The sequence below is a fragment of the Micromonospora sp. NPDC047527 genome, from assembly GCF_040643015.1.
GTDB lineage: Bacteria > Actinomycetota > Actinomycetes > Mycobacteriales > Micromonosporaceae > Micromonospora.
Map to the genome: position 1 here is coordinate 410,637 of NZ_JBEYTK010000002.1, position 22,211 is coordinate 432,847.

Here is a 22,211-nt window from a genome sequence, read left to right on the forward strand (position 1 = left end):
GGCGATGGCTGCTCGGGAACACTCGTTCAGCGGTATGCGCGGCTTGGCCGCGGTCCCGTCGTACGTCGTGATGCAGCCCACCACCCTCTGCAACCTGGACTGCGCGTACTGCTATCTGCCGTTCCGGGCCACCGACCAGCGGATGTCGGTGCCGGTGGCCGAGGCGGTGGCGGCGGCGGTCAACCCGTGGGCGGCGTCCGGGCGGTTCTCGGTGGTGTGGCACGGCGGTGAGCCGCTGGCGGCCGGCCGCGAGCACCTGGCCGACCTGATGGCGCCGTTCGGGCCCGAGGTCGAGCACCACGTGCAGACGAACGCCACGCTGATCGACGACGAGTGGTGCGCCTTCTTCGCCCGGCACGAGATGCGGGTCAGCGTGAGCGTGGACGGGCCCCGGGAGCGCAACGGCGACCGGGTCAACCGGGGTGGCCAGCCGGCGTACGACCGGATCCTGCGGGGTGTGGCCGCGTTGCGCCGGCATGGCCTGCCGTTCTCGGCGCTGGCCGTGGTGTCCCGGCCGGCGCCCGGGCTCGCAGCCGAGCTGTACGACTACTTCCTCGGGTTGGGCTGTGACGTGCTCGGCATCAACATCGAGGAGACCGAGGGGGTCAACACCCGCGACAACCGCCACGACCCGGCGGCGGTGACCGCGTTCTGGGCCGAGCTGGTGTCGGCCTGGCGTCGGGAGCCTCGGATCCACCTGCGCGAGGTCGAGTGGTCGCTGCGGTACACGGCGGCGGTGCTCGACGACGCGGCCGACGGTGTCCTGCCCCGCCGACTGGATCCGATCCCGACCATCGGGCACGACGGCACGGTGACGGTGCTCTCCCCGGAGCTGGCCGGCTTCACCGACCCGCGGTACGGCGATTTCAGCAGCGGAAACGTCCTGACCACCCCGCTGGCGCAGATCCTCACCGGTGCGGCGTCGACGCCGTGGGTGGGCGAGTTCCTGGCGGGGGTGGAGGCGTGTCGGGCGACCTGCCCGTACTTCGGCTTCTGTGGCGGCGGTCACGCGGCGAACCGTTACTTCGAGCTGGGGCGTTTTGACGGTACGGAGACCGAGCACTGCCGCAACAGCAAGATCCGCTTATTGGAGGGAGTGTTGGAGCATGCCCGAGACCACCAGTCACCGGCGGCCTGAGCACGAGGCGAGTGACACCCCGACCGGAGTCACCGAACGGGTGCGGGAGGCCGCGCCGGGGCTCGTCGCACTGCTCCAGGAGGCCGCTGACGCGCGGCGGCTGCGGGCGGAGGTGTCGGGCGGGGACGGCGCCAGCGCGGTCTGCGCCTGGAACCACTTCGAGAACATCCCGACCTTCTACAACTGGAACAACCGCCCGCGCTGATGTCAGCCGCGATCAGGGGCCTGTCGGCCGGTCGGAGTGGTCTCCGGCCAGGGCAGGCCCCTGATCATCGGCACCGGTGCCGCTCCCGACGGGCACATGCGTGAGCACGCGGGGCTTACCGCGTGCTCAGTTGCGTCGAGAGGTCAGCGGGTCGGACGAACCCAGGGATCCGGGTCGTCGTCAGCGTGATTCTCATCATCGTCGTCGACGAACTCTTTAGAGTCGTCGTCGAAGTGGTGCTCAGACTTACCAGCACCCGCCAGTTCGCGCTGCAAGGCGGTGAGGTCGGTGTTCGGGGAGTGGTACTTCAACTCCCGGGCCACCTTTGTCTGCTTGGCCTTAGCACGGCCGCGCCCCATGGCTCGACCCCCTCGCACAGAATGCGGGGCAGCCCGAAGGCGGGCCCCGATGACGTCAGGCATCTCTCGTAGCTCTTACGGTACATGGGGATGCCATCGTTCGGCACCTCGGGTTACCGCCAGCCGGCTCTGCGCGTCGCGTTGATCCGACCGTCACCCAGTGTACCCGGTAAGGAGTGAAACAGAGAGCGCCCGTGACACCGGACAAACGCGACAAACTTGACTCGGCATCAGCCTACCGAGCGGGGCCGGCATGCGAGGCCCGGAGGCGGATCCCAGTCGACCCGCCTCCGGGGACGCTCAGCGCAGGTGGATCGTGCGCAGCCGGCCGACCTCGGCCATCCGCCGCTCGGCCAGCCGGTCGGCGGCAACGGCCGGCGGCACACCGTCGGCGTCCGCCAGGTGCAGGATCTGCCGGGTGGTGTCGTAGATCCGGGTCGCCCGCAGCTTCGCCCGATCGAAGTTGAAGCCGTCGATCTCGTCGGCCACCTGGATCACGCCGCCGGCGTTCACCACGTAGTCGGGGGTGTACAGGATGCCCCGGTCGGCCAGCAGCTTCTCGATGCCCGGGTGGGCGAGCTGGTTGTTCGCCGCCCCGGTCACCACCTTGGCGCGCAGTGCCGGCACGGTGTCGTCGTTCAGCGCGCCGCCCAGCGCGCACGGTGCGTACACGTCGATGTCCGCGGCGACCAGTGCGCTGGCGTCGTCGACCAGGGTGATCTGCGGGTGGTTGGTGCGGGCCCACGCCAGGGCCTTGGAGCTGACGTCGGCGGCGACCACCTCGGCGCCGTCCTCCAGGAGGTGCCCGATCAGGTGCTTGCCGACCTTGCCCAGGCCCGCCACGCCGACCCGCCGGCCGCGCAGGCTGGGGGTGCCCCAGACGTGCTCGACGGCGGCCCGCATGCCCTGGAAGACGCCCCAGGCGGTGAGGATCGAGGAGTCGCCGGCGCCGCCGTGCTCGACGCTGCGACCGGTCACGAACCGGGTCTCCCGGGCGACGATGTCCATGTCGGCGACGTAGGTGCCGACATCGCACGCCGTGTAGTAGCGGCCGGCGAGCGACTCCACGAAGCGGCCGTACGCGCGCAGCAGCGCCTCGCTCTTGACCTGCTCCGGGTCGCCCCAGATGACAGCCTTGCCGCCGCCCAGATCCAGCCCGGCGAGCGCGTTCTTGTACGCCATGCCGCGGGACAGGTCGAGCACGTCGGCGAGCGCGTCGTCCTCGCTCGCGTACGGATAGAAGCGGGTGCCGCCCAGCGCGGGCCCCAGCGCGGTGGAGTAGATCCCGATGATCGCCTTCAGGCCGCTCTGCTTGTCCTGGCAGAACACGACCTGTTCGTGGCCGGTCGATCCCGGATCGTCGGTGCTCGCGAATACGCCCATGACTGGCTCCTGGAGTGGTGTGCGTCCTTGTGGGGCGCGGACCTGGTGGACCCCGGCGGGGATGCTGCCGGTGTGGGTCGAGCCTAGTATCGGCCGCCGCACGGCTGCCCGACGCGCCGCCGTCGTCTCACGTTGCGGCGCGCGTGGGTCCGGCCTCTGACCGCGCACGGGTGCGGTTCGTGGGAGGATCGCGCGGTGCCGTCGCTCTTCGCTTCTTACCTGCGCGTGTACGAGCCGCTGACCGCCTTCGACCGGGACCGGCAGAGCTACTGGCGCCGTTACGTCTCGGAAGGGCGCGCCGTCGCCCCCATGGAGGGGCCGGGCCGGCAGCGGACGGCGGTGATCGAGGCGCTGGGTGCGGGCTGGACCCGGCTACCGGACCTGCCCGAGGAGGCGTACGTCCTGGAGACGGACGACAGCCTGCTGATCTGCCCCTGGAACCTGCGGATCCGGGTCGCCGAGGCGGCGCTCAGCGCCCGGGACGGGGTGCCCGCGGTGCTCGCCGACGCCTTCGTGCCGCCGGTGCTCGCCGGGCAGGCCAGGGCTGCGGTGGACGACTGGCGCAGCGGTGCCCGGGTGCTGGAGCACGGGGTGCCGCGGGTGCACGAACAGATCGCCACCTGGGGCGTACCGCTGCGGTGGTTCGTGCTCTTCGACCCGGCGGAGCGGGACCTGGTCACCGAGTCGGGTCGGCGTGCGCTGCGCTACCGCACCGAGATCTCCAAGGCCCGCCGCCGCTCGTCGCGGGCACTGTCGGTGCTGCGCAAGTCGGTGGGCGAGGCGCCGATCACCGAGGCGGTGGAGGAGGCGGCCCGCTGGTTGGAGGAGTTCCACCCGCGCTCGGTGGTGGAACTGGACTACGGCGGCCTGGTCGACCTGCTCTCCGACGAGACGCTCGCCGCGGACGACTCGCCCGAGTTGGTCGCCAGCGGCCTCGCCGGGCTGTCGCGGGGCGAGGCGGACGAGGCGTCCGCCGCGTACGACAAGCTGGTGGCCCGGTGGCGTGCGGTGCAGCTTTTGGAGCGGTGCAACTAAGGGCAAATCGCCCAATGAGTGCCCCTAAGCTGAGTAGCGCTCGTAGTTGACGCATCACGAACCGTGATCATGAGTCCGAATAAGGTACTTTCTGAGGTGTAAAAGTCGTAAAAATCGGGCATGGTTCATCCGTCCGTCTAGGGACCTTCATCCGTTCGGCCCATGTCGGACATCGGGGACTAGCCGGACCATGGGAGACGCGTCGGCCGGCGGGACCCCGGCCGATGTCTATACATGTGGAGGAGTGACCGATGGCATCGCGAACGCACGAACCAGAGCCGCTACTCACACCGGCCGAGGTGGCGTCGATGTTCCGTGTCGACCCGAAGACGGTGACCCGGTGGGCCAAGGCGGGCAAGCTCAGCGCCATCCGCACTTTGGGTGGCCACCGTCGATACCGCGAGTCGGAGGTCAGGGCGCTGCTGCAGGGTCAAATCCCGCAGCAGCGGCAGGGCGACTGAGCAACATCAGCTTTTCCGGAAAGGGGCGGCGGATCTCGATCCGCCGCCCCTTTCCATGCCCACGGCCGGTCGCCGTCGAACCGGCGCTCACCGTCGGCTCAGCCTCAGCGCCGCACCTCGGCCAGCGTGACGCGGATGCCGACCGTGCCGCCCTCGCCCCGACGCAGCCGACTGCCGAGCAGGCTCAGCCGGCCGAGCAGCCGGTACTTGTGCTTGAGCAGGTCACGGATCCGGCCGATATCGCCGCCACCATAGATCGTCGCGTGAGCGGGCACCTCCGCGCCGTGCGGGCGGCCCCGCACGTCGCACGGTGCCACAGTCACCTCGCCGTTGCGGCGAATGCGCTTCACCTTGCCGGAGTCGGCCCGAGTCCAGACCGCCAACGCCTCGCCGTCGCGGACCGCCCAGACCGGGGTCGGCACCGCCCGACCGTCCTTGCGGAAGGTCGTGAGCAGGATGTATTTCTCGGCCGACAGCCTGTCCAACGTGGTCACGCCGCAAGGATACGGCCGACACGGCCACTGAGTGGCCGGATAGCGTGAACGTCGTGACGGGCGAGCCTCTCATCGGAGACGTGGTCGGCGAACTGCTGCGGGACACGCTCGCCGTGGCCACCGGGGTAGGACCCCGGCCGATGGTCGGCGGGCGACTGCCCCGCCCGGTCATCGAGATCATCGAGCGGGACGACGGGCTGATCAACGGCGCGCCCGCCGCGCACTACCTGGACGGGCCAGCCGACTGGCAGCCGTACGACCACCGGGCCGTGGACCGGGCGCGAGGCGAGACACTGGACGTCGGCACCGGCGCCGGCCGGATCGCGCTGCTGCTCCAGGAGCGCGGCGTACCGGTCACCGGGTTGGACACTTCGGCGGGCGCGCTGGCGGTGAGTCGGCGTCGGGGCGTACGGCGGCTGGTGCACGGCACCGTGGACACCCACGTGGCCGACGGCCAGCGGTACGACACATTCCTGCTGCTCGGCAACAATCTCGGGCTGTTCGAGGGGCGGGAGCGGGCACCCGGGTTCCTGGCCGCGCTCGCCGCGCTGGCCCGACCGGGGGCGCAGATCATCGCGCACGGCACCAACCCGTACGGCACCCGCGACCCGCTGCACACCGGCTACCACGAGCGCAACCGACGTCGGGGCCGGCTCGGGGGGCAGCTCCGGCTTCGGCTGCGCTATCGGGAGCTGGGCACGGAGTGGTTCGACTACCTGGTCTGCTCGCCGGACGAGTTCGCCGAACTCGTGCACGACAGCGCCTGGCAGCTGACCGATGTGGACGACCGAGACGCGCCCTACTACCTGGCCACCCTGCGCCTCGCCGGATGACGGCGAAGGGCCCCTCGTCGACGAGGGGCCCTTCGCCGCACGGCTCAGACCTGGACGGTCGGGGGAAGCTGCTCGGGCGGCAGACCGCCGTCGCCGTCGACCACCTCGTCGGGGGTGCCGTCCTCGTCGATGTCGACCATGGTGATGTCCACCTTGCCGTCACCGTCGGTGTCGAACTGGAAGAGATCGGCCTTGCCGTCGCCGTCGGTGTCCACCACCCACACGTCGGTCCGGCCGTCGTTGTTGGTGTCAGCGCGCAGCAGGTCGACTCGTTCGTCGCCCCGGGTCTCCACGACCTCGGAGTCGGTGCTGCCCGGGTCGGTGACGCTCTCCGGTGCCTGGCTCATGTCGACTGGTCCTTCCCTTGAGTTGACGGGCCGTACGTACCCGATCCCGCGCTCCCCCACGCATGGCCGGGTCGTCGTGCTGAATAGGGTCGCACCATGAGCGAGCGGAGCGGACGGAGCACCCGGACCGGCGTGGCGGGGACCCCGCGTGCCACCGGGCCGGACAGGGAGGCGTGATGAACGATCGTTTCGTGGTCGTCGGTGCGGGCACGATGGGGCTCGGCATCGCGTACGTGGCGGCCGGGTCCAGGCACGCCGTGGAGTTGGTCGAGGTGGACGCGGACCGGGGAGCGACCGCGCTTAACCGGCTCGCGGATCTGTGGGAGCGAGCGGTGCAGCGTGGAAAGCTGACCGCCGACGAGGCCGCCGCGAACCGGCAGCGGGTGACGCTGCGCCCGACCCTCGCTGAGGTCGCGCCCGCCCCGGCGGTGATCGTGGAGGCGGTGCCGGAGCGGCTCGACCTGAAGCGGGCCGTGCTGCGGGACGCCGCCGCGCTGACCCCGGCGCTGCTGGGCAGCAACACCTCCAGCATCGCCATCGGGGAGCTGGCCGCTGGGCTGGACGCGCCCGAGCGCTTCCTCGGCCTGCACTTCTTCAACCCGGTCTGGGCGATGGCGCTGCTGGAGATCGTGGTCGGCCCGGCCACCGCCGAGGAGACCACCACCGCGGCCGTCGCGCTCGCCGGCCGGCTGGGCAAGGACCCCGTCGTCGTACGCGACATGCCCGGCTTCGCCACCTCGCGGCTTGGGGTCACCCTGGGGCTGGAGGCGATCCGGATGGTCGCCGACGGCGTGGCCAGCCCGGCCGACATCGACAAGGCGATGGTGCTGGGTTACCGGCACCCGATCGGGCCGCTGGAGCTCACCGACCTCGTCGGCCTGGACGTGCGGCTGGACATCGCCCGCACCCTCCAGGCCGCGTACGGGGACCGCTTCGCGCCTCCGCCGCTGCTGGAGGAGATGGTGGCCGCCGGACGGCTGGGTAAGAAGTCGGGGCACGGCTTCTACGACTGGACCGGCGGAGTCAAGCAGTGAACGTCGTCGCGAGCGGAAGGCGCACACGGTGAGCGGGTTGCGGATCGAGGAGCAGGCGGACCGGCTCGTGGTCACGCTGGACCGGCCGGAGAAGCGCAACGCCATCGACGCCGACCTGATCGCCGAGCTGCACCAGGTCTGCGCCGAGTTGGAGGCACGACCCCGGCTGCTGTTGTTGACCGGTGGCACGGCGGGCATCTTCGCCGGTGGCGCCGACATCGGTCAGCTCCGCGAACGGGGGCGTACGGACGCCCTGGCCGCGATCAACTCGGCCGCCTTCGCCCGGATCAGGGCGCTGCCGATGCCGAGTGTGGCCGCCGTCGACGGCCCGGCGCTGGGCGGTGGCGCGGAGTTGGCGTACGCCTGCGATCTGCGGGTCTGCACGGCGCGGGCGGTCTTCGGCCAGCCGGAGGTGCGGTTGGGCATCCTGGCCGGCGCTGGGGCGACCCACCGGCTGCCCGCCCTGATCGGCGAGGCCCGCGCCAAGGAGTTGCTGTTCACGGGCCGGCGGGTGGATGCCGCGGAGGCGCTGCGGATCGGCCTGGTGAACCGGGTGGTGGACGAGCCCGGTGAGCTGCTGACGGTGGCGCACGGGCTGCTGGACGAGATGGCCCAGGGCTCACCGCTGGCGTTGCGGCTGACCAAGCTGGCGGTGGACGCGCCGGCTGCCGCGCACCCGCAGCTCGACCTGGTCAGCCAGGCGGTGCTGTTCGAGGACGAGGAGAAGCACCGCCGGATGACCGAGTTCCTGGAGCGCCGTCGGGCCCGCTGACGCCGCAAACGGAGACGGCCGCACCGGCGGGATGCCGGTGCGGCCGTCGCGGTCCGCGGTCGGTGCTCAGTGTCGGATCTGCACCCCGGAATCGGCGAGCGCCCGGATCACCTGGGCGGACTCACCGAACCCGATGATCAGCACGGCGTCCGCACCGAATTCCTTGATCTCTTTCGCGCCGCCGGTGAAGTCCACCGGTGCCGCCTTCGCGTCGGCCGGCGGGTCGTACGTGAGCAGCTTGAGCCGGTCGCCCGCGATGCCGGCCTTCTCCAGCTCGTCACGGACGGTGGCCTGGAGGCCCTCACCGTAGGAGTCCTTGCGGGCGACGATGACGATCTTCTGCGACCCGTCGCGGAGGATCACGTCGGCCAGCGCCCGGCCCTGGAGGCTGTCCGGCGGGGCGGTGCGGAAGTAGAGGCCGTTGTCCTCGACGTCGGTCAGGCTCGCGTCGGTGTTGGACGGCGAAAAGAGGATCTTGCCGGCCTTCACCACGTCCGGCAACACCTCGCGGGAGATACCCGAGGCGCCGGCGCCGATGATGACGCTGACCCCGTCCGCCGCGTGCTTGGCCACGGTCGCCTTGGCCACCGCCGGGTTGGTGCCGTCGTCGCCGTCCACCCACGTCACCGGCTTGCCCAGCGCGCCACCAGCGGCGTTGATCTCCTTGATCGCCAGGGCGGCGCCGGCGGCCATCGGTGGGTACGCGATCGCCAGGTCGCCGGTCTTCGGCAGCAGGCCGCCGATGATCAAAGGCTCCTTGGCGTCGTCAGCGCCACCCGGGCGCGGCTTGCGCGCCTTCGGCGGAGTCTTGGTGCTCGCTGCCGACTCGGCACCCGCACCGACGAACTCGGTCTTGCCGTCGTTGATCTGCTGGCCGTCGAAGGTCAGCGTGGCGTAGCTCGCGGTGGCCGGCTCGCCCTTGTCGGTGAAGCCCGCACGGGTCAGCGACACACTGCGGTACTCGATGTCCTGCCCGGCGCGGGCCAGCGTGAGGCAACTCGCCGGGTCCTCGCAGCGCTGACCGTTGTTGGTCACGCCGACTATCTGCTTCGCGATGGCCGCCGGGTCGGTGCTCCCGGCGAGCTGGGCGGCGAGCACAGCGATCACCACGGCGTCGTACGTCTCGGCGGCGTAGAGGTAGTCCGTCAGCGCCGGATTGACGGACCGTAGCCGGCTCTTGAAGTCATCGGGCAGCGGGGTGAGCGGCGTGGTCCCCTTCATCCCGTCGACGAGATCCGCGCGTTCCTTCAACTCCGCTGGGTAGGAGTTGAGCATGTTGCCATCCGTGCCGTAGAGGCGCACCTGTTGGGCGCTGCCCTCTTCGGCCTTGTCATCCCCGCAAGCGCTTGTGGCGAGCAGGATCGTCGCGCAGGCGGCCAATGTGGCCACCCGCGAACGGCGTGATACGAGCATGGTCGTCCTTCCTCCGGCGAAGGTCCGCTGCGCACATTAGCGTGCCGGGCCCGGCAGCGGGACCGTGGAGGTGGCTCAATGCGCAGGTCGCCCGCGTTGAACACGGAGAGTGAGGAATATGCGGGGCCTTGACCTCCCGTCCTACTGTGCGCTGCGTGACGGACCTACCACAGCAGACGTTCGACGACGCGGCCGCAGTTCTCCACTCGGCGCTCTCCGGCGACGGCGAGGCGGTGGCGGGGGCCTTCGACGCGGTTGTCGACCGCGCCGGCCTGCCCGGTGCGTACGGGGTGGCCTGGTGTCTCGCCGCGACGATGGTTGGTGACGCGCCGTCGACCAGCGGATGCGCGCTGGACTTCCCCGGCATCGACCAGGCGGATTACGACACCCGCTGGGTGGCCCGCTTCGTGAGCGCGTACGCCAACCGGGACGTGCCGACCGGGGAGGCGCTGTTCGGTGCGGCTGCGGCCGACGGACAGCTCTCCGACTGCCTGCTCACACTCGCCGGCTCGACGATCGCCACCCTGCGCAGCCGCGCCGGCTGACGCCTCCCCCCGGGCGGCGGCGCGCCCGCTCGGGCCGCTCAGAACGCGTGGTACGCGACCAGGGGCTCGTACTCGTAGCGGAGGTTCTCGAAGCGGACCCGGAAGTTGACCCCGTCGCGCACGTTGGTCGCCACCGTGATCCAGCCGGAGTTGGCCGGCAGGTAGGTCCAGTAGTTGCAGTTGCCCGTCTTGTCGACGAAGATCACGCAGGCATCCGTGCCGTACGCGCTGGCGTTGCGCACGTTGATGTCGCGGCACCGGCTCGTGGTGCGGTAGGTGCCAGCCTGGCCGCCGTAGCCACCGGTCTGGAAGAACGACCGGACCGCTCCGCCGTAGCAGGTGGCGAGCGGGGCGAAGAGGTTCGGCCCCGAGACCTCCGGGCCGGCCTGACCGGACGGTGTTTTCTGCGCGGCCTGGGCCGCTTGGGCGGGTGCGCCGATTGCGAGCAGTGCGGTGGCCGTGGCGACGGCGAGCAGGCGGGCGGTCGGGGATGACATGCGTGCCTCCGGAAACGGTTGACCGTCCGTGCGGACGGGTGATCCGAACGTGACGATGATACTGATCAATGGATTTGGGCGTTGTCCCGCGACGGCCGCTGGATGTGATAGCTCTGAGGCATGTCCGAGGCCATGCTGAGCAAGGTGCGCAAACTGCTGGCCCAGGCCGAGGACCCGGCCTGCACGCCCGCCGAGTCAGCCGCGTTCACCGCCAAGGCGACCGAGTTGATCGCCCGCTACGGCGTGGACCGGGCACTGCTCGCCGCCCGCGACCCCACCACCGACCCGGTCGGCGACCGGGTGCTGGACATCGTCGCCCCGTACGCCCGCGACAAGGTCGGCCTGCTCGCCGCCGTCGCCGAGCCACTGCGCTGCCGCTGCGTCCGCCGTCGGCAGGGCAACGGGTTCACGCTGCACCTGTTCGGCTTCGCCAGCGACCTGGAACGGGTCGACCTGCTCTTCACCTCGCTGCTCGTCCAGGCGGCGCATGGGCTGGCGGGCACGGAGGTGCCGGAGGGCGAGCATCCGGCCGCCTTCCGCCGGTCCTGGCTCGCCGGCTTCGCGCAGGTGATCGGGGGCCGGCTCTGGGCGGCCGAGACGGCGGCGGCCAGTGAACCGGGCACACCGTCCGTGGCACTGGTGCTGGCCGACCGCTCCGACCGGGTGCAGCGGCGGCTCGCCGAGCAGTACCCGCGACTCCGTACCGCGCCACCACGCCGGCTGGCCGGCACCGGCTTCGGCTCCGGGGCGGAGGCCGGGCACCGCGCGAACCTGGGCGGCCGGGACCTGAGCACCGGCCCGTCCGCCGACCGACAAGTCGGCGGTCGCTGACGTACCGTCGCTGGCCCGTTGGGCTGTGGGGCGGCCTTGGGCCGCGGGGCGTCAGGCGGGGCTGGTGGGGTGGCGGCGGGACGCCGTGGCGAGGTAGCGGGTGAGCAACTCGTGCCAACCCGCCGTGAGTGCCTTGCGGTACCCCTCGGCGGCCTCGCCGTGCCGGTCGAAGTGCCGGTGCTCCAACTCGACCCGGGTGCGCTCAGGCCCATCGGGCAGGAACAGCACCTCGACCTCGCTCGCCCTCGCCGGATCCGGCACCGGCACCCGATCCGGACCGATCTGCCAGGCGAACACCAGCCGGCGCGGCGGGTCCCAGGTGAGCACCCGTCCCCAGTCGGCGCGAAAGCCGTACGGGCCGACCTCGTAGAGCATGCCGCCGGCCCGCGGCTCCATGCTCAGCTCGGCGAGGGCCTCCGGGCCGGACCAGGTGTACTCGGTGACCCACCAATCACTCAGCTCGTCGGTGAAGACCGCGAACGCGTGCTCCGCCGGCCCCGGGACGAGGAGGCTGCACCGCAAGGAGAAACGCTCCAGGTCCTGACGGATGCCTGCCGGACCAGTCATCTCCTGTCCCATAGGCCCGGACCATACCGGCTGATGCCCGGGTGTGCAGCTTCGCGTGGTGCCCGGTTCCAGACAGTGAGTCGCCGAACAGTCACGGATGGGATGCGCCGCCAGAAAGCGGGTAACCGCGCCGGACGGCCCGGACGACCGGGCGGTGTACGGGCGGAGCGGGAGCATGAGCGAGAGCGTTGAGCAGCGGAAGCCGGACCAGAACGTCGACGACCCCGACGTGCTGCTCGACATTCCGAAGGTCTCGGTCGACTCGCTGCGGCTGGCGGTCGACGGGCTGGACGCCGACCTGTCGCTGCGGGCCCGGCTTGCCAACCTGCTTCAAATCGACGCTGGCGTACGGGTGCACCTGCACGGCGTCGAGCTGGACGTCGACGGCGTCCAGGCCGAGGCGCAGCTGCGCGTGCGGCTGGAGCAACTGGTGACGCTGCTGGGCCGGGCGCTGGACACGATCGACAACAACCCGCAGATCATCGAATCTCTCTCCCGGCCGACCGGCGCCGTGATCGACGACGTCAACCGCGGCGCCGAGCAGGTGAGCGCCGAGGCCGCCGAGATCACCGCCTCGGCACAGCACTCCGACGTACGCGACGAACTGCGCCGGCAATCAGGAGCGCCGGGCGAGTTCACACGCCCGGCCCGCCCGAAACCACCAGCCCCGTCGACCGGGGCCGGGGCCCCGGGGGGAGGCGCAAAGGCCGGTAGGGATCAGGGCGGCGGTGGTCAGGGCGGCAGTGGTCAGGGCGATAGCGACACCCGGGACGGCGGCGCTTCGGGCGGGGCTCAAGCTGCGGCCCAGAATGCGGCGCAGTTCGCCGAGCAGGCGGGGGAGACCCTGCGACAGGCCGGGCGCAGCGTGTGGGAGGCGATCCAGGGCGGCCTGGCGCAGCACCGGCCGCAGGATGGTCGGGATTAGCGAACGCGTCGCCGGCACGCCCATCTGAAGCTCGCCACACGACTGTGACCTTGACGCCCCATCGATGATGGACGCATGAACATGGCTGACGAACCCGTCATGGCCGCCTTGCGTCTGGTGGCAGTGGGTGTCGGCGTCGCCGCGGTCGCACTGGGCCTCAAGGTGGCCGTGTCGCGGCAGTTTCCCGCAGCCTGGATTCGGCTCGCACGCCTGAAGCCGAGACACCGCGCTCAGCCCGTCCGGCTGGGCAGCTTCCAGGCCATGATCGGTGCCGGCCTGGTGATCCAACAAGTGCCCTTCCTCATCGACACGTCACTTCCGGTTGGACGCGCCCTGTTCGCGGTGTCACTGCTGCTACTGGTGACGGCGGCGGGAACGTATGCGGTGCTCCGTCGCTAGGCTCGGCCAGGACACAAAGCAAGACCCCCACCTACGTTTCCGCTGGTGAGGGCGCGAAGTTCTGGCTCAGGGTGCTCACCGAGTTGAAGGTCCGGGGTGTCGCGGACGCGTGCATGGTGGTCTGCGACGGGCTCAAGGGTCTGCCCGACGCGATCGGGCAGAGCTGGCCGTCCGGTGCGAGTTGGCACGGCCTGGGCCAGCTGACCACTGAGTTCGAGGTCATCGGCTGGTGTGAAGGATTCGTACACTGCTGTCATGGTGACATCACCCGCTGTTGTTGAAGAACTCGGCAACGAGCTGATGGCGTTGGGGTGGGTCACCGACCTGATGGTCGCAGGGTCACTGGCCACCGGCGACTACATCCCTTGCGTCAGCGACCTCGACCTGGTGGCACTTGTCGACGGGCCCGTCGATATCGGTCGGCAAACCACGCTCGCCGCCGCCCATCATCGCCTTGACAGTGGGACCGGCACGGGATTCGACCTGGGTTGCGTCTACGTCGACGTCGAGGCCGTCTCCGACATTGACGTGCAGCACCCGACCTGGACCCACGGTCAGCTCGTTCACCGGATTCTCTCCAGAATCACCAGAGCAGAGCTGGTACGACATGGATACGAGATCTTCGGACGCTCACCACGCGACGTTTTCCCCCAGATGTCGGACGACGACATTCGCGCGGCGGCCCACGCTGAACTCACCGGCTACTGGGCCTGGGCCGCTCGACGTCCATGGCTATGGCTAAACCCCACCATCGCCGACCTCGGACTCACCTCCATGGCTCGCGGCCGCCACTCGCTCAGCAACGGCGAATTGCTTACGAAGACCCAAGCCATCGAGCAGGCCGACGCCCCAGCCTGGTTGATCAACCAGCTACTCGCCAGACGCCAGGGGAAGGCCGCCTCCTCGCCCCGCATACCCACGGCCATGATCGCCTGGCGTGACGCCCGTCGAACGGTCGCCCGCGCACAACAACTCAATCGCTGAGGCGCCCGGTCTCGGCTGAAGCTGAACATGGCGCAAACAGCAAGATCCCCACCTGCGTTTCCGCTGGTGGGGACCTCTGTAGCCCGGCGAAAGGCTATGTGGCCAGGGGCGGGGTCGAACCGCCGACCTTCCGATTTTCAGTCGGACGCTCGTACCAACTGAGCTACCTGGCCGTGTCGCTCGGCTCATGCTACCCGCCAACCTGACGAATCAGCGGCAGGGTCACACGCTCCGATACGCAGAACGCCGCGCGAGGCGCGGCGTCAGCGCTGCGGTCCTGACGGGACTTGAACCCGCGACCTCCGCCTTGACAGGGCGGCGAGCACTCCAACTGCTCCACAGGACCTAGCTTGTGTTGCTCCGGCTTGCGCCGGTCGTGCCCCCAACGGGATTCGAACCCGTGCTACCGCCTTGAAAGGGCGGCGTCCTGGGCCGCTAGACGATGAGGGCGGCCCCGCCATCATTGCATACTCGCAACTTCAAGCGGACTTGCTCCCATCCGGCCCCGCCGGAGGCTTGGAAAGCATACGTGATGCCTGGTCGGTCGACAAAACCGGTATCGCGGGAGCCGTGACAGGCCGTATAACCGCAGGTCAGGGCCGATCTAGCGGAGTCGGGTGATGCCGAAGCGGCGCTTCAGGTCGGCGATCAGGTGCGGGCAGGCGCCGAGCGTCGCAGCCCGGTCGCCGCCGCCGTCGTGCAGCAGCACGATGGCCCCGGGGCGGGCGGCGGAGTGGACGCGCTTGGTGATCGTCGCGGCCGTCGGCTTGTTCCAGTCCTGCGGGTCGACGGTCCAGTGCAGGGGGCGCATGCCGAGTTCCTTCGCCACCGCCAGCACCTCCGCCGTCCACCGGCCGCCCGGCTGGCGGTAGAAGGCCACCGGGGTGCCCGGGGCCGCCGCCTGGATGGCCTTGTTGGTCCGGGTCAGGTCGGCCCGGATCTCGGCGGCCGGCCGGCGGGCCAGATCGAGGTCGTGCCGCCAGCTGTGGTTGCAGAGCTGATGCCCTTCCCGGACGATCCGCCGGATCAGCTCGGGGTGGCGCTGGGCCTCGTGGCCGACGACACAGAAGGTGGCGGTCACCTTGGCTGCCCGCAGTTGGTCGAGCACCTTGGGGGTCCAGGCCGGGCTGGGCCCGTCGTCGAAGGTCAACGCCACCGGCCGTACGCCGGTGCTGCGCCGCAGGCCGGCCGGGAGTGTGGTCGGTAGTGGTCGCAGCGGCGGCTTCGGCGGCTTGGTGCGGGTGGGGCGCGGGGACGGGGTGGGTGTCGGGGTGGTCGACTCGGTCGGCTGCGACCCGTCGGTGGCGTGGATGGTGCGGTTTGGCTCAGCGCAACCGGACAGGGCCAGCACCACGGCGAGGACGGCCGCCAGGGCGGCGCGGGCTTGCATCGTTCGCTCCCGGGGGGTCGGGGCAGGCGGACCACCGACGGTAGTGGAAGCCGCGCAAAGCCGACAGAGCCGGTCAGGCCCCCGTCGCCTGGTCCAGCGAGTCGCGTACGGCGACGGCGAGCGAGAGCGCCTCGGCCAGGTCGAACGGCCGCACCACCCCGGCGGGCAGTGTGTCGGCCTGCCAGCCGGGGCCGGCGGCGAGGATCAGCAGCGGGCGGCGAGGCGCGGTGAGCAGCGCACCGAGCTGGGCCGGGTCGGCGGTTGCCCGGGTGTGCGACCAGAGCACCACGGCGGCCGGCCCGGTGCGGGTGACCGCCTCGACGAGGGCGGCCAACGGCACCCGGGCACCCAGCATCCGGTAGCCGACCCCGACCTCGGCGAGCGCGGCGGCCAACGCCTCCAGGGGCAGGCTGTGCTGCTCCTCGTTGGCGCACGAGAGCAGGATCCGGGCGGGGCCGGTGGGGGCGTGGGCCCGGCTGGCTGCCGCGAACGCCTCCGAGACGCAGCGGGAAATCAGGTGTTCCACCTCGATCAGCGCGCCGGTGGCGGCGTGCCGTTCGCCGACGCCGGCGAGCACGGGGCGCAGCAGGGTCTCCCAGGTGGCGACGACACCGGTGGCGGCCAGGGTGTGCGCGACCGTCTCGCTGATCGCGGCGGCGTCGAGTCGCATGGCGGCGCGGGCCAGCCCTCGGGCGGCCGGGCCGGCACGACCCACCGGGATGGATCCGCCGCCGTCGCGGGTGAGGGGGCGGATCCGGCCCCCGTTGCGGACGGCGTCGGAGGCCACCTGGCTCGGTGCCTGGCGGGCCCAGCGGGCCGCCTCAGCGGGGCTCACGCCCTCGGCGGTGAGCCGTCGCATGATTTCGAGGCGGGCCAGGTCGGCGGGCGTGTACCGGCGGTGGTGGCCCGGGACATGCTCGCTGGGGCCGAGCCCGTAGCGCTGGTGCCAGGTCCGCAGCGTGGTGACCGCCACCCCCAGCCGCCGCGCGACGGCGCCAGCGCTCAGCGCCTCATCGGCCACCCGACCGCTCCGCCGCGTCATCCGCCGACGATCCGGGCGGGGTCACGGCCGGGCCGGGGGCGCCCGACGTCGAGCCAGAGGGGCGCAGCAGCCGGTTCACCACCCCGCCCAGCCACGGTGCGTACGACCGGGGGTCGCGGTCCAACTCGGCCTCTAGGGCGGAGGGGTCCGCCCAGCGCAGCTCGGCCACCTCGTCCGGGTCCGGTTGCAGCGGGGCGGCGGGCAGGAACTCGCCCCGCAGCACGTGGTCGTACTCGAACTCGACCCGACCGGTGGTCGGGTCCTCGGCGTAGTAGACGTAGACGCCGACCTCGGTCAGCTCGACCGGGCCGGTGCCCAACTCTTCGCGCAGCCGCCGGTTGGCGGCCTCCGCGAGCGACTCGCCCGGTAGGGGGTGGCCGCAGCACGAGTTGGCCCAGCGCAGCGGGAACCGGGTCTTGATCGCGGCCCGCCGCTGGAGCAGCACCTGACCGTCCGGGTCGACCAGCAGCACCGAGAAGGCCCGGTGCAGTTGCCCGGGCGGTTGGTGGGCGGCCGCGACGGTGGTTTCACCGTGGGCCTGCCCGGCGTCGTCGACCAGTTCGACGAGGTGGTCCTCGCGGCTACTCATCGGCCCTCCCCGGTGATCCGACCGGCCGCCAGCTTGCCGGAGATCAGCACCATCGGCACGCCCACCCCCGGCTGGGTGCCGGAGCCGACGAAGACGACGTTCGACAGGTCGCGGTGCAGGTTCGACGGGCGGAACGGGCCGGTCTGGAAGAGCGTGTGCGCGGCGGCGAACGGGGTGCCGGCGGCCATCCCCTGCTCTTCCCACTCAGCCGGGGTGATCGCCCGGAGCACCTCGACGCCGTCGCCGAAGCCGACGTAGCCGCGCTCCTCCAGGGTGCCGATCAGTTGGTCGCCGTAGCGTCGGGTCAGGTCACCCCGCCACTCGAACGGCGCCCGGTCGAGGTTGGGCACCGGGGCGAGCACGTAGTAGGTGTGCCGGTCCGGCGGGGCCACCGACGGGTCGGTCCGACTGGGGTTGGTCACCAGCAGCGATGGGTCGGTCATCAACTCGCCCCTGCGGATGACCTCATCAAAGGTGCCCTTCCATGCCCGGCCGAAGTGGATGTTGTGGTGGGCGATCTTCGCATATCCCTGCCGTGAGCCGACGTGCAGGACGACGCACGACGGCGAGTAGGTGAGACGGCGGTTGGGGGCGGTGGGCAGCAGGTCCCGGTAGGCGACCGGCAGGTCCGGGTTGAGCACCACCACGTCCGCCGGCACCAGTTCGCCGTTGGCGGTGAGCACTCCGGTTGCCCGGCCGTTCGCGGTCTCCACCCGGGTCACCGTGGTGTCGTACCGGATCTGCACGCCGTGCTTCTCGGCGGCGCCGGCCATCGCGCGGGAGACCGCGTGGACGCCGCCGCGCGGGAAGTAGACCCCGGCGACCGAGTCGAGGTACGCGATGACCGCGTAGATGGCGAGCGCGTCGTGCGGGGCGAGCCCGGCGTACATCGCCTGGAAGGAGAAGATCCGCTGGGTACGCGGGTCCCGGAAGAATTGGTTGATCTTCGTCTGGAGGCGGCGGAAGGCCCCGCCGGTGAGCAGCTTGAGCAGGTTGCCGGTGATCAGGTCGGTTGGCGCGTCCAGGTTGCGCTCGATGAAGTCGGCCCGCTCCAGCCGCCACAGCTCCCGCGCGTAGTCGACGAAACGCAGGTAGCCGTCGGCCTCCCGTGGCCCGCAGACCCGGGAGATCTCGGCCGCCATCCGCGTGGTGTCGGTGAGCACGTCGAGGGTCGAGCCGTCCGGGTAGTACGCCCGGTAGGCCGGGTCGAGCGGCGTCAGGTCGAGCCAGTCGCGCAGCTCCTCGCCGACGGCACCGAGCGCCTCGGCGATCAGGTCGGGCATGGTGAGCACCGTCGGGCCGGTGTCGAAGTCGTAGCCGTCCACCGAGAGCCGGCCGGCCCGCCCGCCGGGCACCGGCTCCCGCTCCAGCACGGTCACCTGCCGGCCGCTGCCGGCCAGGTGCAGCGCGCAGGCCAGCCCGCCCAGGCCGGCACCGACGACCACCACCCGATCCGTTCGTCCCGTCACCGTGCGCACGTGACCTCCTTGAGAGAGTCGCTCATCAGGCCCGCCGGTTCGTGGCGGCGGTGGCCAGCCCGGTCAGCGCCGTACGCGCCGTCCGGTCCACGGGTGTGGCGTCGAGCGCGGCCAGCGCGTCGCCGACCCGCTCGGCGATCATCCGTTCCACCCGCGCGACCGCGCCGGTGTCGGCGATCAGTTCGGCGAACCGGTCGACCGGCCCCCCGCCAGCGCGATCCAACGCCCTGAGCTGGGCTGGCGTGGCCAGTTTCCGGGCCAGCATGAGCAGCGTGGTCGGCTTGCCGGTGCGCAGGTCGTCGCCGGCCGGCTTGCCGGTGGCGGCCGGGTCGCCGTAGACACCGAGCAGGTCGTCGCGGAGTTGGAACGCCTCGCCGACGGCCAGGCCGTAGCGGGTGTACGCGCTGACGAGCGGGGCATCGGCGCTCACCCCGGCCAGGGCCGCGCCGAAGAGCAGCGGTCGTTGCACGGTGTAGCTGGCGGTCTTGTAGCGGGCCACCCGCAGCGCCCGGTCGACCGACCAGTTGGCCGCGTCGTTCTCGCCGAGCACGTCGAGGTACTGCCCGGCGATCGTCTCCACCCGCATCTGGTCGTAGCAGCGGCGGACCTCCAGCAGCCGGGCCGGCGGCACCGCGGCGTGTGCCAGCAGCCGGTCGGCCCAGACCATGCAGAGGTCCCCGATGAGCACCGCGGCCGCCTCGCCGTAGCGGCCGGGATCGCCGCGATGACCGGCGGCGACGTGCTGGGCGGCGAGCGCGACGTGCGCGGTGGGCCGGCCGCGACGGGTGGAGGAGGCGTCCATCACGTCGTCGTGCACCAGAGCGAAGGTGTGCAGCAGTTCGAGGGCGGCCAGCGCGGGCAGCACCGGTCCGAGTGATTCGGTGCCGCCTGTCGCGCCACGCCAGCCCCAATACGCGAAGGTGGATCGGAGACGTTTGCCGCCGGCCAGGACGGCGTCCCGCGCAGCGGACGCGAATGCGCCCATCGCTGCGTCGATGTCGGCGAGTGATTCGACCTCGGCGCTGAGGAAAGTGGTGAGGGTGCCATCCACCGCGGTGCTCAGGTCATGGGTGTACGCAGCCAGGACGGCGCGGACCGGATCGTCCCTGTCGGCCGGCCCGGTTGGCGCCAGCCGGATCGTGTTGCCCGCCGCTGCGTCGTTGGCCATGAGGGCGAGCGTACCCTAGGCTACGAGTTGCGTCGATTGGTGCGTCGATAATTGAGGAGGGTCCGGTGGACACGGATCTCACCGCTGCCTATGACCGATGCCGTGAGCTGCACAAACGTCACGGCCGCACCTACTATCTCGCCACCAGACTGTTGCCCGCCTGGAAACGGCGACACGTGCACGCGCTCTACGGCTTCACCCGGTACGCCGACGAGATCGTCGACCGCACCGAGGACCTTCCACCGGCGGAGCGGGCCGCCCTGCTCGACGACTGGGCCAGGCAGTTCGTCGCCGGCCTGCACGGCGCGCCGGTCGACGACCCGTTGCTGCCGGCCGTGCTGCACACGATCGCCATCTTCGACCTCGACCGGGACGACTTTGCGTCGTTTCTCAAGAGCATGGCGATGGACCTGACCGTCACCGCGTACCCGACGTACGACCACCTGCTCGACTACATGGAGGGCTCGGCGGCCGTCATCGGCACCATGATGCTGCCGATCCTGGGCAGTTCCGACCCGGCAGCCGCCCGTGAGCCCGCCCGGCAGCTCGGCTTCGCCTTCCAGCTCACCAACTTCATCCGGGACGTCGCCGAGGACCTCGACCGGGGCCGCACGTACCTGCCGGACGAGGACCTGGCGAAGTTCGGCGTCACCCGCGACGACCTGCTCGAGGCCCGCGCCCGGGGGCGCGGCACGTCCCGGACCAGAGAGCTGATCGAGTACGAGGTGACCCGCGCCCAGGCGCACTACGCGGCCGCCGCTCCGGGCATCACCATGCTCGCGCCGGCCTCACAGGCCTGCATGCGCACCGCGTACGCGCTCTACGGCGGCATCCTCGACGAGGTGGCCGCGCAGGGCTACGACGTCTTCGCCCGACGGGCCCTGGTGCCGCAGCGGCGACGGATGGCGGTGGCTGCCCGCGCCCTGCTCACCTCGACCGGTACCCCCGTCACGGTTCCCGGGCCGACGGTCCAGCCGGCCGACCGGTGACCGCTGGCGCCGCGATCGTGCTCCTCACCCGCGACCTGCGGGTGCACGACAACCCGGCGCTGGCGACCACCTGCGCGGCGTTCGACCGGGTAGTGCCGCTGTACGTGCTCGACCCGGCGTTGGCCGGGCTGTCGGCCAACCGCACCCGGTTCCTGCACCAGGCTCTCGCCGACCTGCGCGACGCGCTGCGCGAGCGCGGCGGTGACCTGGTGGTGCGGCGCGGCGACCCGGTGGCCGAGACGATCCGGCTGGCTGACGAGGTCGGTGCCACAGCCGTCGCGCTCTCCGCCGACGTGAGCCGTCACGCGCGTCACCGGGAGCGGCGGCTGCGCGCCGAGTGTGAACGGCACCGGCTGCACCTGCGCCTCTTTCCAGGGCTGACCGTGGTCGAGCCGGGGGCCCTGCGCCCCGGTGGCGGTGGCGACCACTACCGGGTGTTCAGCCCGTACCACCGGGTCTGGGCGGCCACCCGGTGGCGCGAGGATCTGGCCGCGCCGCTCCGGATCGCCCTGCCCGACGGGGTGCGCGTGGGCCAACTGCCGACACCGCCGGCCGGGGACTCACCGGACCCGGTGGTCGGCGGCGAGCGGGCCGCCCGACAACGGCTCACCGACTGGCTGCCCGACCTGGGCCGGTACGGCGACCAGCACGACGACATGGCCGGCGACGACACCTCCCGACTCAGCCCGTACCTGCGCTTTGGCTGCGTGTCTCCGCTGGCGGTCGCCAACCGCGCTGGCGACCGGTCCGCGCCGTTCGTCCGGCAGCTCTGCTGGCGGGACTTCTACTACCAGGTCACCGCCGCCTTTCCGGAGATCTCGACGGCCGCGTACCGACGCGGAGCCGCCGAGCGGTGGCGCTCCGACGGCGACGCGCTGACGGCCTGGGCCGAGGGTCGGACCGGAATGCCGATCGTGGACGCCGGGATGCGGCAGATGCGGGCGCAGGGCTGGATGCACAATCGGGCGCGACTGATCACCGCCGGCTACCTGACCAAGCACCTCGGGCAGGACTGGCGGGCCGGGGTCGCGGTGTTCTTCCGCTGGCTGCTGGACGGGGACGTGGCGAACAACTCGGGCAACTGGCAGTGGGTCGCCGGCACCGGCAACGACACCAAGCCGTACCGGGGGTTCAACCCCGTCCGGCAGGCCGAGCGGTACGACCCGAGCGGTGACTACGTACGCCGCTGGGTGCCGGAGTTGGCGGCGGTGCGGGGTAAGGCGGTGCACCAACCGTGGCGACTGCCCGGGGCGCTCCGCCAGACGCTCGACTATCCACCGCCGCTCGCCGTGCCCGGCACCGATCCGGTCTGGCTGCGCTGAGAGCCCTCCGG

Annotated in this window: 26 protein-coding genes, 3 tRNA genes and 1 pseudogene; 15 read left to right on the forward strand and 15 right to left on the reverse strand. The window is 71.4% G+C overall.

The features are described 5' to 3' along the window. The first annotated feature begins 34 nt into the window (after nucleotides 1-34). The gene (amcB, locus tag ABZ808_RS10745; protein WP_357004810.1) at nucleotides 35-1,138 is read left to right on the forward strand and encodes a cyclophane-forming radical SAM peptide maturase AmcB; all 1,104 of its coding nucleotides are present in this window, start codon (nucleotides 35-37) and stop codon (nucleotides 1,136-1,138) included. After that, the gene (gene amcA, locus ABZ808_RS10750) at nucleotides 1,107-1,343 is read left to right on the forward strand and encodes a multiple cyclophane-containing RiPP AmcA (RefSeq protein WP_357003581.1); all 237 of its coding nucleotides are present in this window, start codon (nucleotides 1,107-1,109) and stop codon (nucleotides 1,341-1,343) included. Before amcB ends, amcA begins: the two co-directional genes overlap by 32 nt. A 143-nt stretch (nucleotides 1,344-1,486) precedes the next feature. Here the strand turns inward: amcA and ABZ808_RS10755 are convergent, their stop codons facing one another. Both ABZ808_RS10755 and ABZ808_RS10760 read right to left on the reverse strand, forming a co-directional pair. Continuing rightward, entirely contained in the window at nucleotides 1,487-1,702 is a 216-nt protein-coding gene (locus ABZ808_RS10755; protein ID WP_007454329.1) for a DUF3073 domain-containing protein, read from the reverse strand. A gap of 300 nt (nucleotides 1,703-2,002) precedes the next feature. Beyond that, on the reverse strand, nucleotides 2,003-3,085 hold the full coding sequence (locus tag ABZ808_RS10760; RefSeq protein WP_357003583.1) for a Glu/Leu/Phe/Val dehydrogenase: 1,083 nt from the start codon (nucleotides 3,083-3,085) through the stop codon (nucleotides 2,003-2,005). 195 nt (nucleotides 3,086-3,280) lie between these two features. Here ABZ808_RS10760 and ABZ808_RS10765 point away from each other — a divergent pair, with 195 nt between their 5' ends. Together ABZ808_RS10765 and ABZ808_RS10770 are read left to right on the forward strand one after the other, a co-directional pair. Further along, on the forward strand, nucleotides 3,281-4,120 hold the full coding sequence (locus ABZ808_RS10765) for a hypothetical protein (RefSeq protein ID WP_357003585.1): 840 nt from the start codon (nucleotides 3,281-3,283) through the stop codon (nucleotides 4,118-4,120). A 251-nt stretch (nucleotides 4,121-4,371) separates the two neighbouring features. Then, nucleotides 4,372-4,581, forward strand: a complete 210-nt coding sequence (locus tag ABZ808_RS10770; protein WP_007073996.1) for a BldC family transcriptional regulator — start codon at nucleotides 4,372-4,374, stop codon at nucleotides 4,579-4,581. A gap of 104 nt (nucleotides 4,582-4,685) precedes the next feature. Here ABZ808_RS10770 and ABZ808_RS10775 read toward each other — a convergent pair whose 3' ends face one another. Beyond that, on the reverse strand, nucleotides 4,686-5,075 hold the full coding sequence (locus tag ABZ808_RS10775) for a PPOX class F420-dependent oxidoreductase (protein ID WP_357003587.1): 390 nt from the start codon (nucleotides 5,073-5,075) through the stop codon (nucleotides 4,686-4,688). A gap of 53 nt (nucleotides 5,076-5,128) precedes the next feature. Here ABZ808_RS10775 and ABZ808_RS10780 point away from each other — a divergent pair, with 53 nt between their 5' ends. Further along, entirely contained in the window at nucleotides 5,129-5,908 is a 780-nt protein-coding gene (locus tag ABZ808_RS10780) for a class I SAM-dependent methyltransferase (protein ID WP_357003589.1), read from the forward strand. A 44-nt stretch (nucleotides 5,909-5,952) separates the two neighbouring features. On the opposite strand, the gene ABZ808_RS10785 is transcribed toward ABZ808_RS10780, so the two are convergent. After that, a complete protein-coding gene (locus ABZ808_RS10785) occupies nucleotides 5,953-6,255 on the reverse strand; it encodes a hypothetical protein (protein ID WP_355587818.1) in 303 nt (100 codons plus the stop codon). A gap of 176 nt (nucleotides 6,256-6,431) precedes the next feature. On the opposite strand from ABZ808_RS10785, the gene ABZ808_RS10790 reads away from it, so the two are divergent. Both ABZ808_RS10790 and ABZ808_RS10795 read left to right on the forward strand, forming a co-directional pair. Further along, complete coding sequence (locus tag ABZ808_RS10790; protein ID WP_357003591.1) at nucleotides 6,432-7,289, forward strand: 3-hydroxyacyl-CoA dehydrogenase family protein; 858 nt, start codon at nucleotides 6,432-6,434, stop codon at nucleotides 7,287-7,289. A gap of 28 nt (nucleotides 7,290-7,317) precedes the next feature. Further along, nucleotides 7,318-8,061: an enoyl-CoA hydratase/isomerase family protein gene (locus ABZ808_RS10795; protein WP_357003593.1), complete on the forward strand. Its 744-nt coding sequence runs from the start codon at nucleotides 7,318-7,320 to the stop codon at nucleotides 8,059-8,061. A gap of 66 nt (nucleotides 8,062-8,127) precedes the next feature. On the opposite strand, the gene ABZ808_RS10800 is transcribed toward ABZ808_RS10795, so the two are convergent. Beyond that, a complete protein-coding gene (locus tag ABZ808_RS10800) occupies nucleotides 8,128-9,474 on the reverse strand; it encodes an ABC transporter substrate-binding protein (protein WP_357003596.1) in 1,347 nt (448 codons plus the stop codon). Between the two features lie 155 nt (nucleotides 9,475-9,629). On the opposite strand from ABZ808_RS10800, the gene ABZ808_RS10805 reads away from it, so the two are divergent. Next, nucleotides 9,630-10,019, forward strand: a complete 390-nt coding sequence (locus ABZ808_RS10805; RefSeq protein WP_357003598.1) for a hypothetical protein — start codon at nucleotides 9,630-9,632, stop codon at nucleotides 10,017-10,019. 38 nt (nucleotides 10,020-10,057) lie between these two features. Here the strand turns inward: ABZ808_RS10805 and ABZ808_RS10810 are convergent, their stop codons facing one another. Then, nucleotides 10,058-10,516 (reverse strand): hypothetical protein, encoded by a 459-nt coding sequence (locus ABZ808_RS10810; RefSeq protein ID WP_357003600.1) that lies wholly within the window; start codon nucleotides 10,514-10,516, stop codon nucleotides 10,058-10,060. 120 nt (nucleotides 10,517-10,636) lie between these two features. Between ABZ808_RS10810 and ABZ808_RS10815 the strand changes: the two genes are divergently transcribed. Then, complete coding sequence (locus ABZ808_RS10815) at nucleotides 10,637-11,347, forward strand: DUF2786 domain-containing protein (RefSeq protein WP_357003602.1); 711 nt, start codon at nucleotides 10,637-10,639, stop codon at nucleotides 11,345-11,347. A gap of 51 nt (nucleotides 11,348-11,398) precedes the next feature. Here the strand turns inward: ABZ808_RS10815 and ABZ808_RS10820 are convergent, their stop codons facing one another. Next, entirely contained in the window at nucleotides 11,399-11,926 is a 528-nt protein-coding gene (locus tag ABZ808_RS10820; RefSeq protein WP_357003604.1) for an SRPBCC family protein, read from the reverse strand. 163 nt (nucleotides 11,927-12,089) lie between these two features. Here ABZ808_RS10820 and ABZ808_RS10825 point away from each other — a divergent pair, with 163 nt between their 5' ends. The 4 genes and pseudogenes from ABZ808_RS10825 to ABZ808_RS10840 all read left to right on the forward strand — a co-directional run bounded on the left by ABZ808_RS10825 (nucleotide 12,090) and on the right by ABZ808_RS10840 (nucleotide 14,222). Continuing rightward, nucleotides 12,090-12,839 carry a hypothetical protein gene (locus ABZ808_RS10825; protein WP_357003606.1) on the forward strand — a complete coding sequence of 250 codons (750 nt, stop codon included), beginning with the start codon at nucleotides 12,090-12,092 and terminating at the stop codon, nucleotides 12,837-12,839. A 75-nt stretch (nucleotides 12,840-12,914) separates the two neighbouring features. Continuing rightward, complete coding sequence (locus tag ABZ808_RS10830) at nucleotides 12,915-13,238, forward strand: hypothetical protein (protein ID WP_357003608.1); 324 nt, start codon at nucleotides 12,915-12,917, stop codon at nucleotides 13,236-13,238. Nucleotides 13,239-13,282: 44 nt separating this feature from the next. Further along, nucleotides 13,283-13,408 (forward strand): annotated as a pseudogene (locus ABZ808_RS10835) (transposase); the annotation flags it as partial. A gap of 85 nt (nucleotides 13,409-13,493) precedes the next feature. After that, nucleotides 13,494-14,222 carry a hypothetical protein gene (locus ABZ808_RS10840; protein WP_357003611.1) on the forward strand — a complete coding sequence of 243 codons (729 nt, stop codon included), beginning with the start codon at nucleotides 13,494-13,496 and terminating at the stop codon, nucleotides 14,220-14,222. Between the two features lie 99 nt (nucleotides 14,223-14,321). Here ABZ808_RS10840 and ABZ808_RS10845 read toward each other — a convergent pair. The 8 genes from ABZ808_RS10845 to ABZ808_RS10880 form a co-directional block, all read right to left on the reverse strand. After that, nucleotides 14,322-14,395: transfer RNA gene (locus ABZ808_RS10845), tRNA-Phe, on the reverse strand. Between the two features lie 99 nt (nucleotides 14,396-14,494). Beyond that, nucleotides 14,495-14,568 (reverse strand) — tRNA-Asp (locus ABZ808_RS10850). 31 nt (nucleotides 14,569-14,599) lie between these two features. Then, a tRNA-Glu gene (locus tag ABZ808_RS10855) sits at nucleotides 14,600-14,672 on the reverse strand. A gap of 154 nt (nucleotides 14,673-14,826) precedes the next feature. After that, nucleotides 14,827-15,612 (reverse strand): polysaccharide deacetylase family protein, encoded by a 786-nt coding sequence (locus ABZ808_RS10860; protein ID WP_357003614.1) that lies wholly within the window; start codon nucleotides 15,610-15,612, stop codon nucleotides 14,827-14,829. A 73-nt stretch (nucleotides 15,613-15,685) separates the two neighbouring features. Further along, nucleotides 15,686-16,633, reverse strand: a complete 948-nt coding sequence (locus ABZ808_RS10865) for a MerR family transcriptional regulator (protein WP_357004813.1) — start codon at nucleotides 16,631-16,633, stop codon at nucleotides 15,686-15,688. Continuing rightward, nucleotides 16,623-17,243: an isopentenyl-diphosphate Delta-isomerase gene (gene idi / locus ABZ808_RS10870; protein WP_357003617.1), complete on the reverse strand. Its 621-nt coding sequence runs from the start codon at nucleotides 17,241-17,243 to the stop codon at nucleotides 16,623-16,625. The genes ABZ808_RS10865 and idi overlap by 11 nt, the downstream gene beginning before the upstream one ends. After that, on the reverse strand, nucleotides 17,240-18,721 hold the full coding sequence (gene crtI, locus ABZ808_RS10875; RefSeq protein ID WP_357003620.1) for a phytoene desaturase family protein: 1,482 nt from the start codon (nucleotides 18,719-18,721) through the stop codon (nucleotides 17,240-17,242). The genes idi and crtI overlap by 4 nt, the downstream gene beginning before the upstream one ends. Before the next feature lie 25 nt (nucleotides 18,722-18,746). Beyond that, nucleotides 18,747-19,889 carry a polyprenyl synthetase family protein gene (locus tag ABZ808_RS10880; RefSeq protein ID WP_357003623.1) on the reverse strand — a complete coding sequence of 381 codons (1,143 nt, stop codon included), beginning with the start codon at nucleotides 19,887-19,889 and terminating at the stop codon, nucleotides 18,747-18,749. A 65-nt stretch (nucleotides 19,890-19,954) separates the two neighbouring features. On the opposite strand from ABZ808_RS10880, the gene ABZ808_RS10885 reads away from it, so the two are divergent. Continuing rightward, nucleotides 19,955-20,878 carry a phytoene/squalene synthase family protein gene (locus ABZ808_RS10885; RefSeq protein ID WP_357003626.1) on the forward strand — a complete coding sequence of 308 codons (924 nt, stop codon included), beginning with the start codon at nucleotides 19,955-19,957 and terminating at the stop codon, nucleotides 20,876-20,878. Then, nucleotides 20,875-22,200, forward strand: a complete 1,326-nt coding sequence (locus ABZ808_RS10890) for a deoxyribodipyrimidine photo-lyase (RefSeq protein WP_357003629.1) — start codon at nucleotides 20,875-20,877, stop codon at nucleotides 22,198-22,200. Before ABZ808_RS10885 ends, ABZ808_RS10890 begins: the two co-directional genes overlap by 4 nt. Nucleotides 22,201-22,211 lie beyond the last annotated feature (11 nt).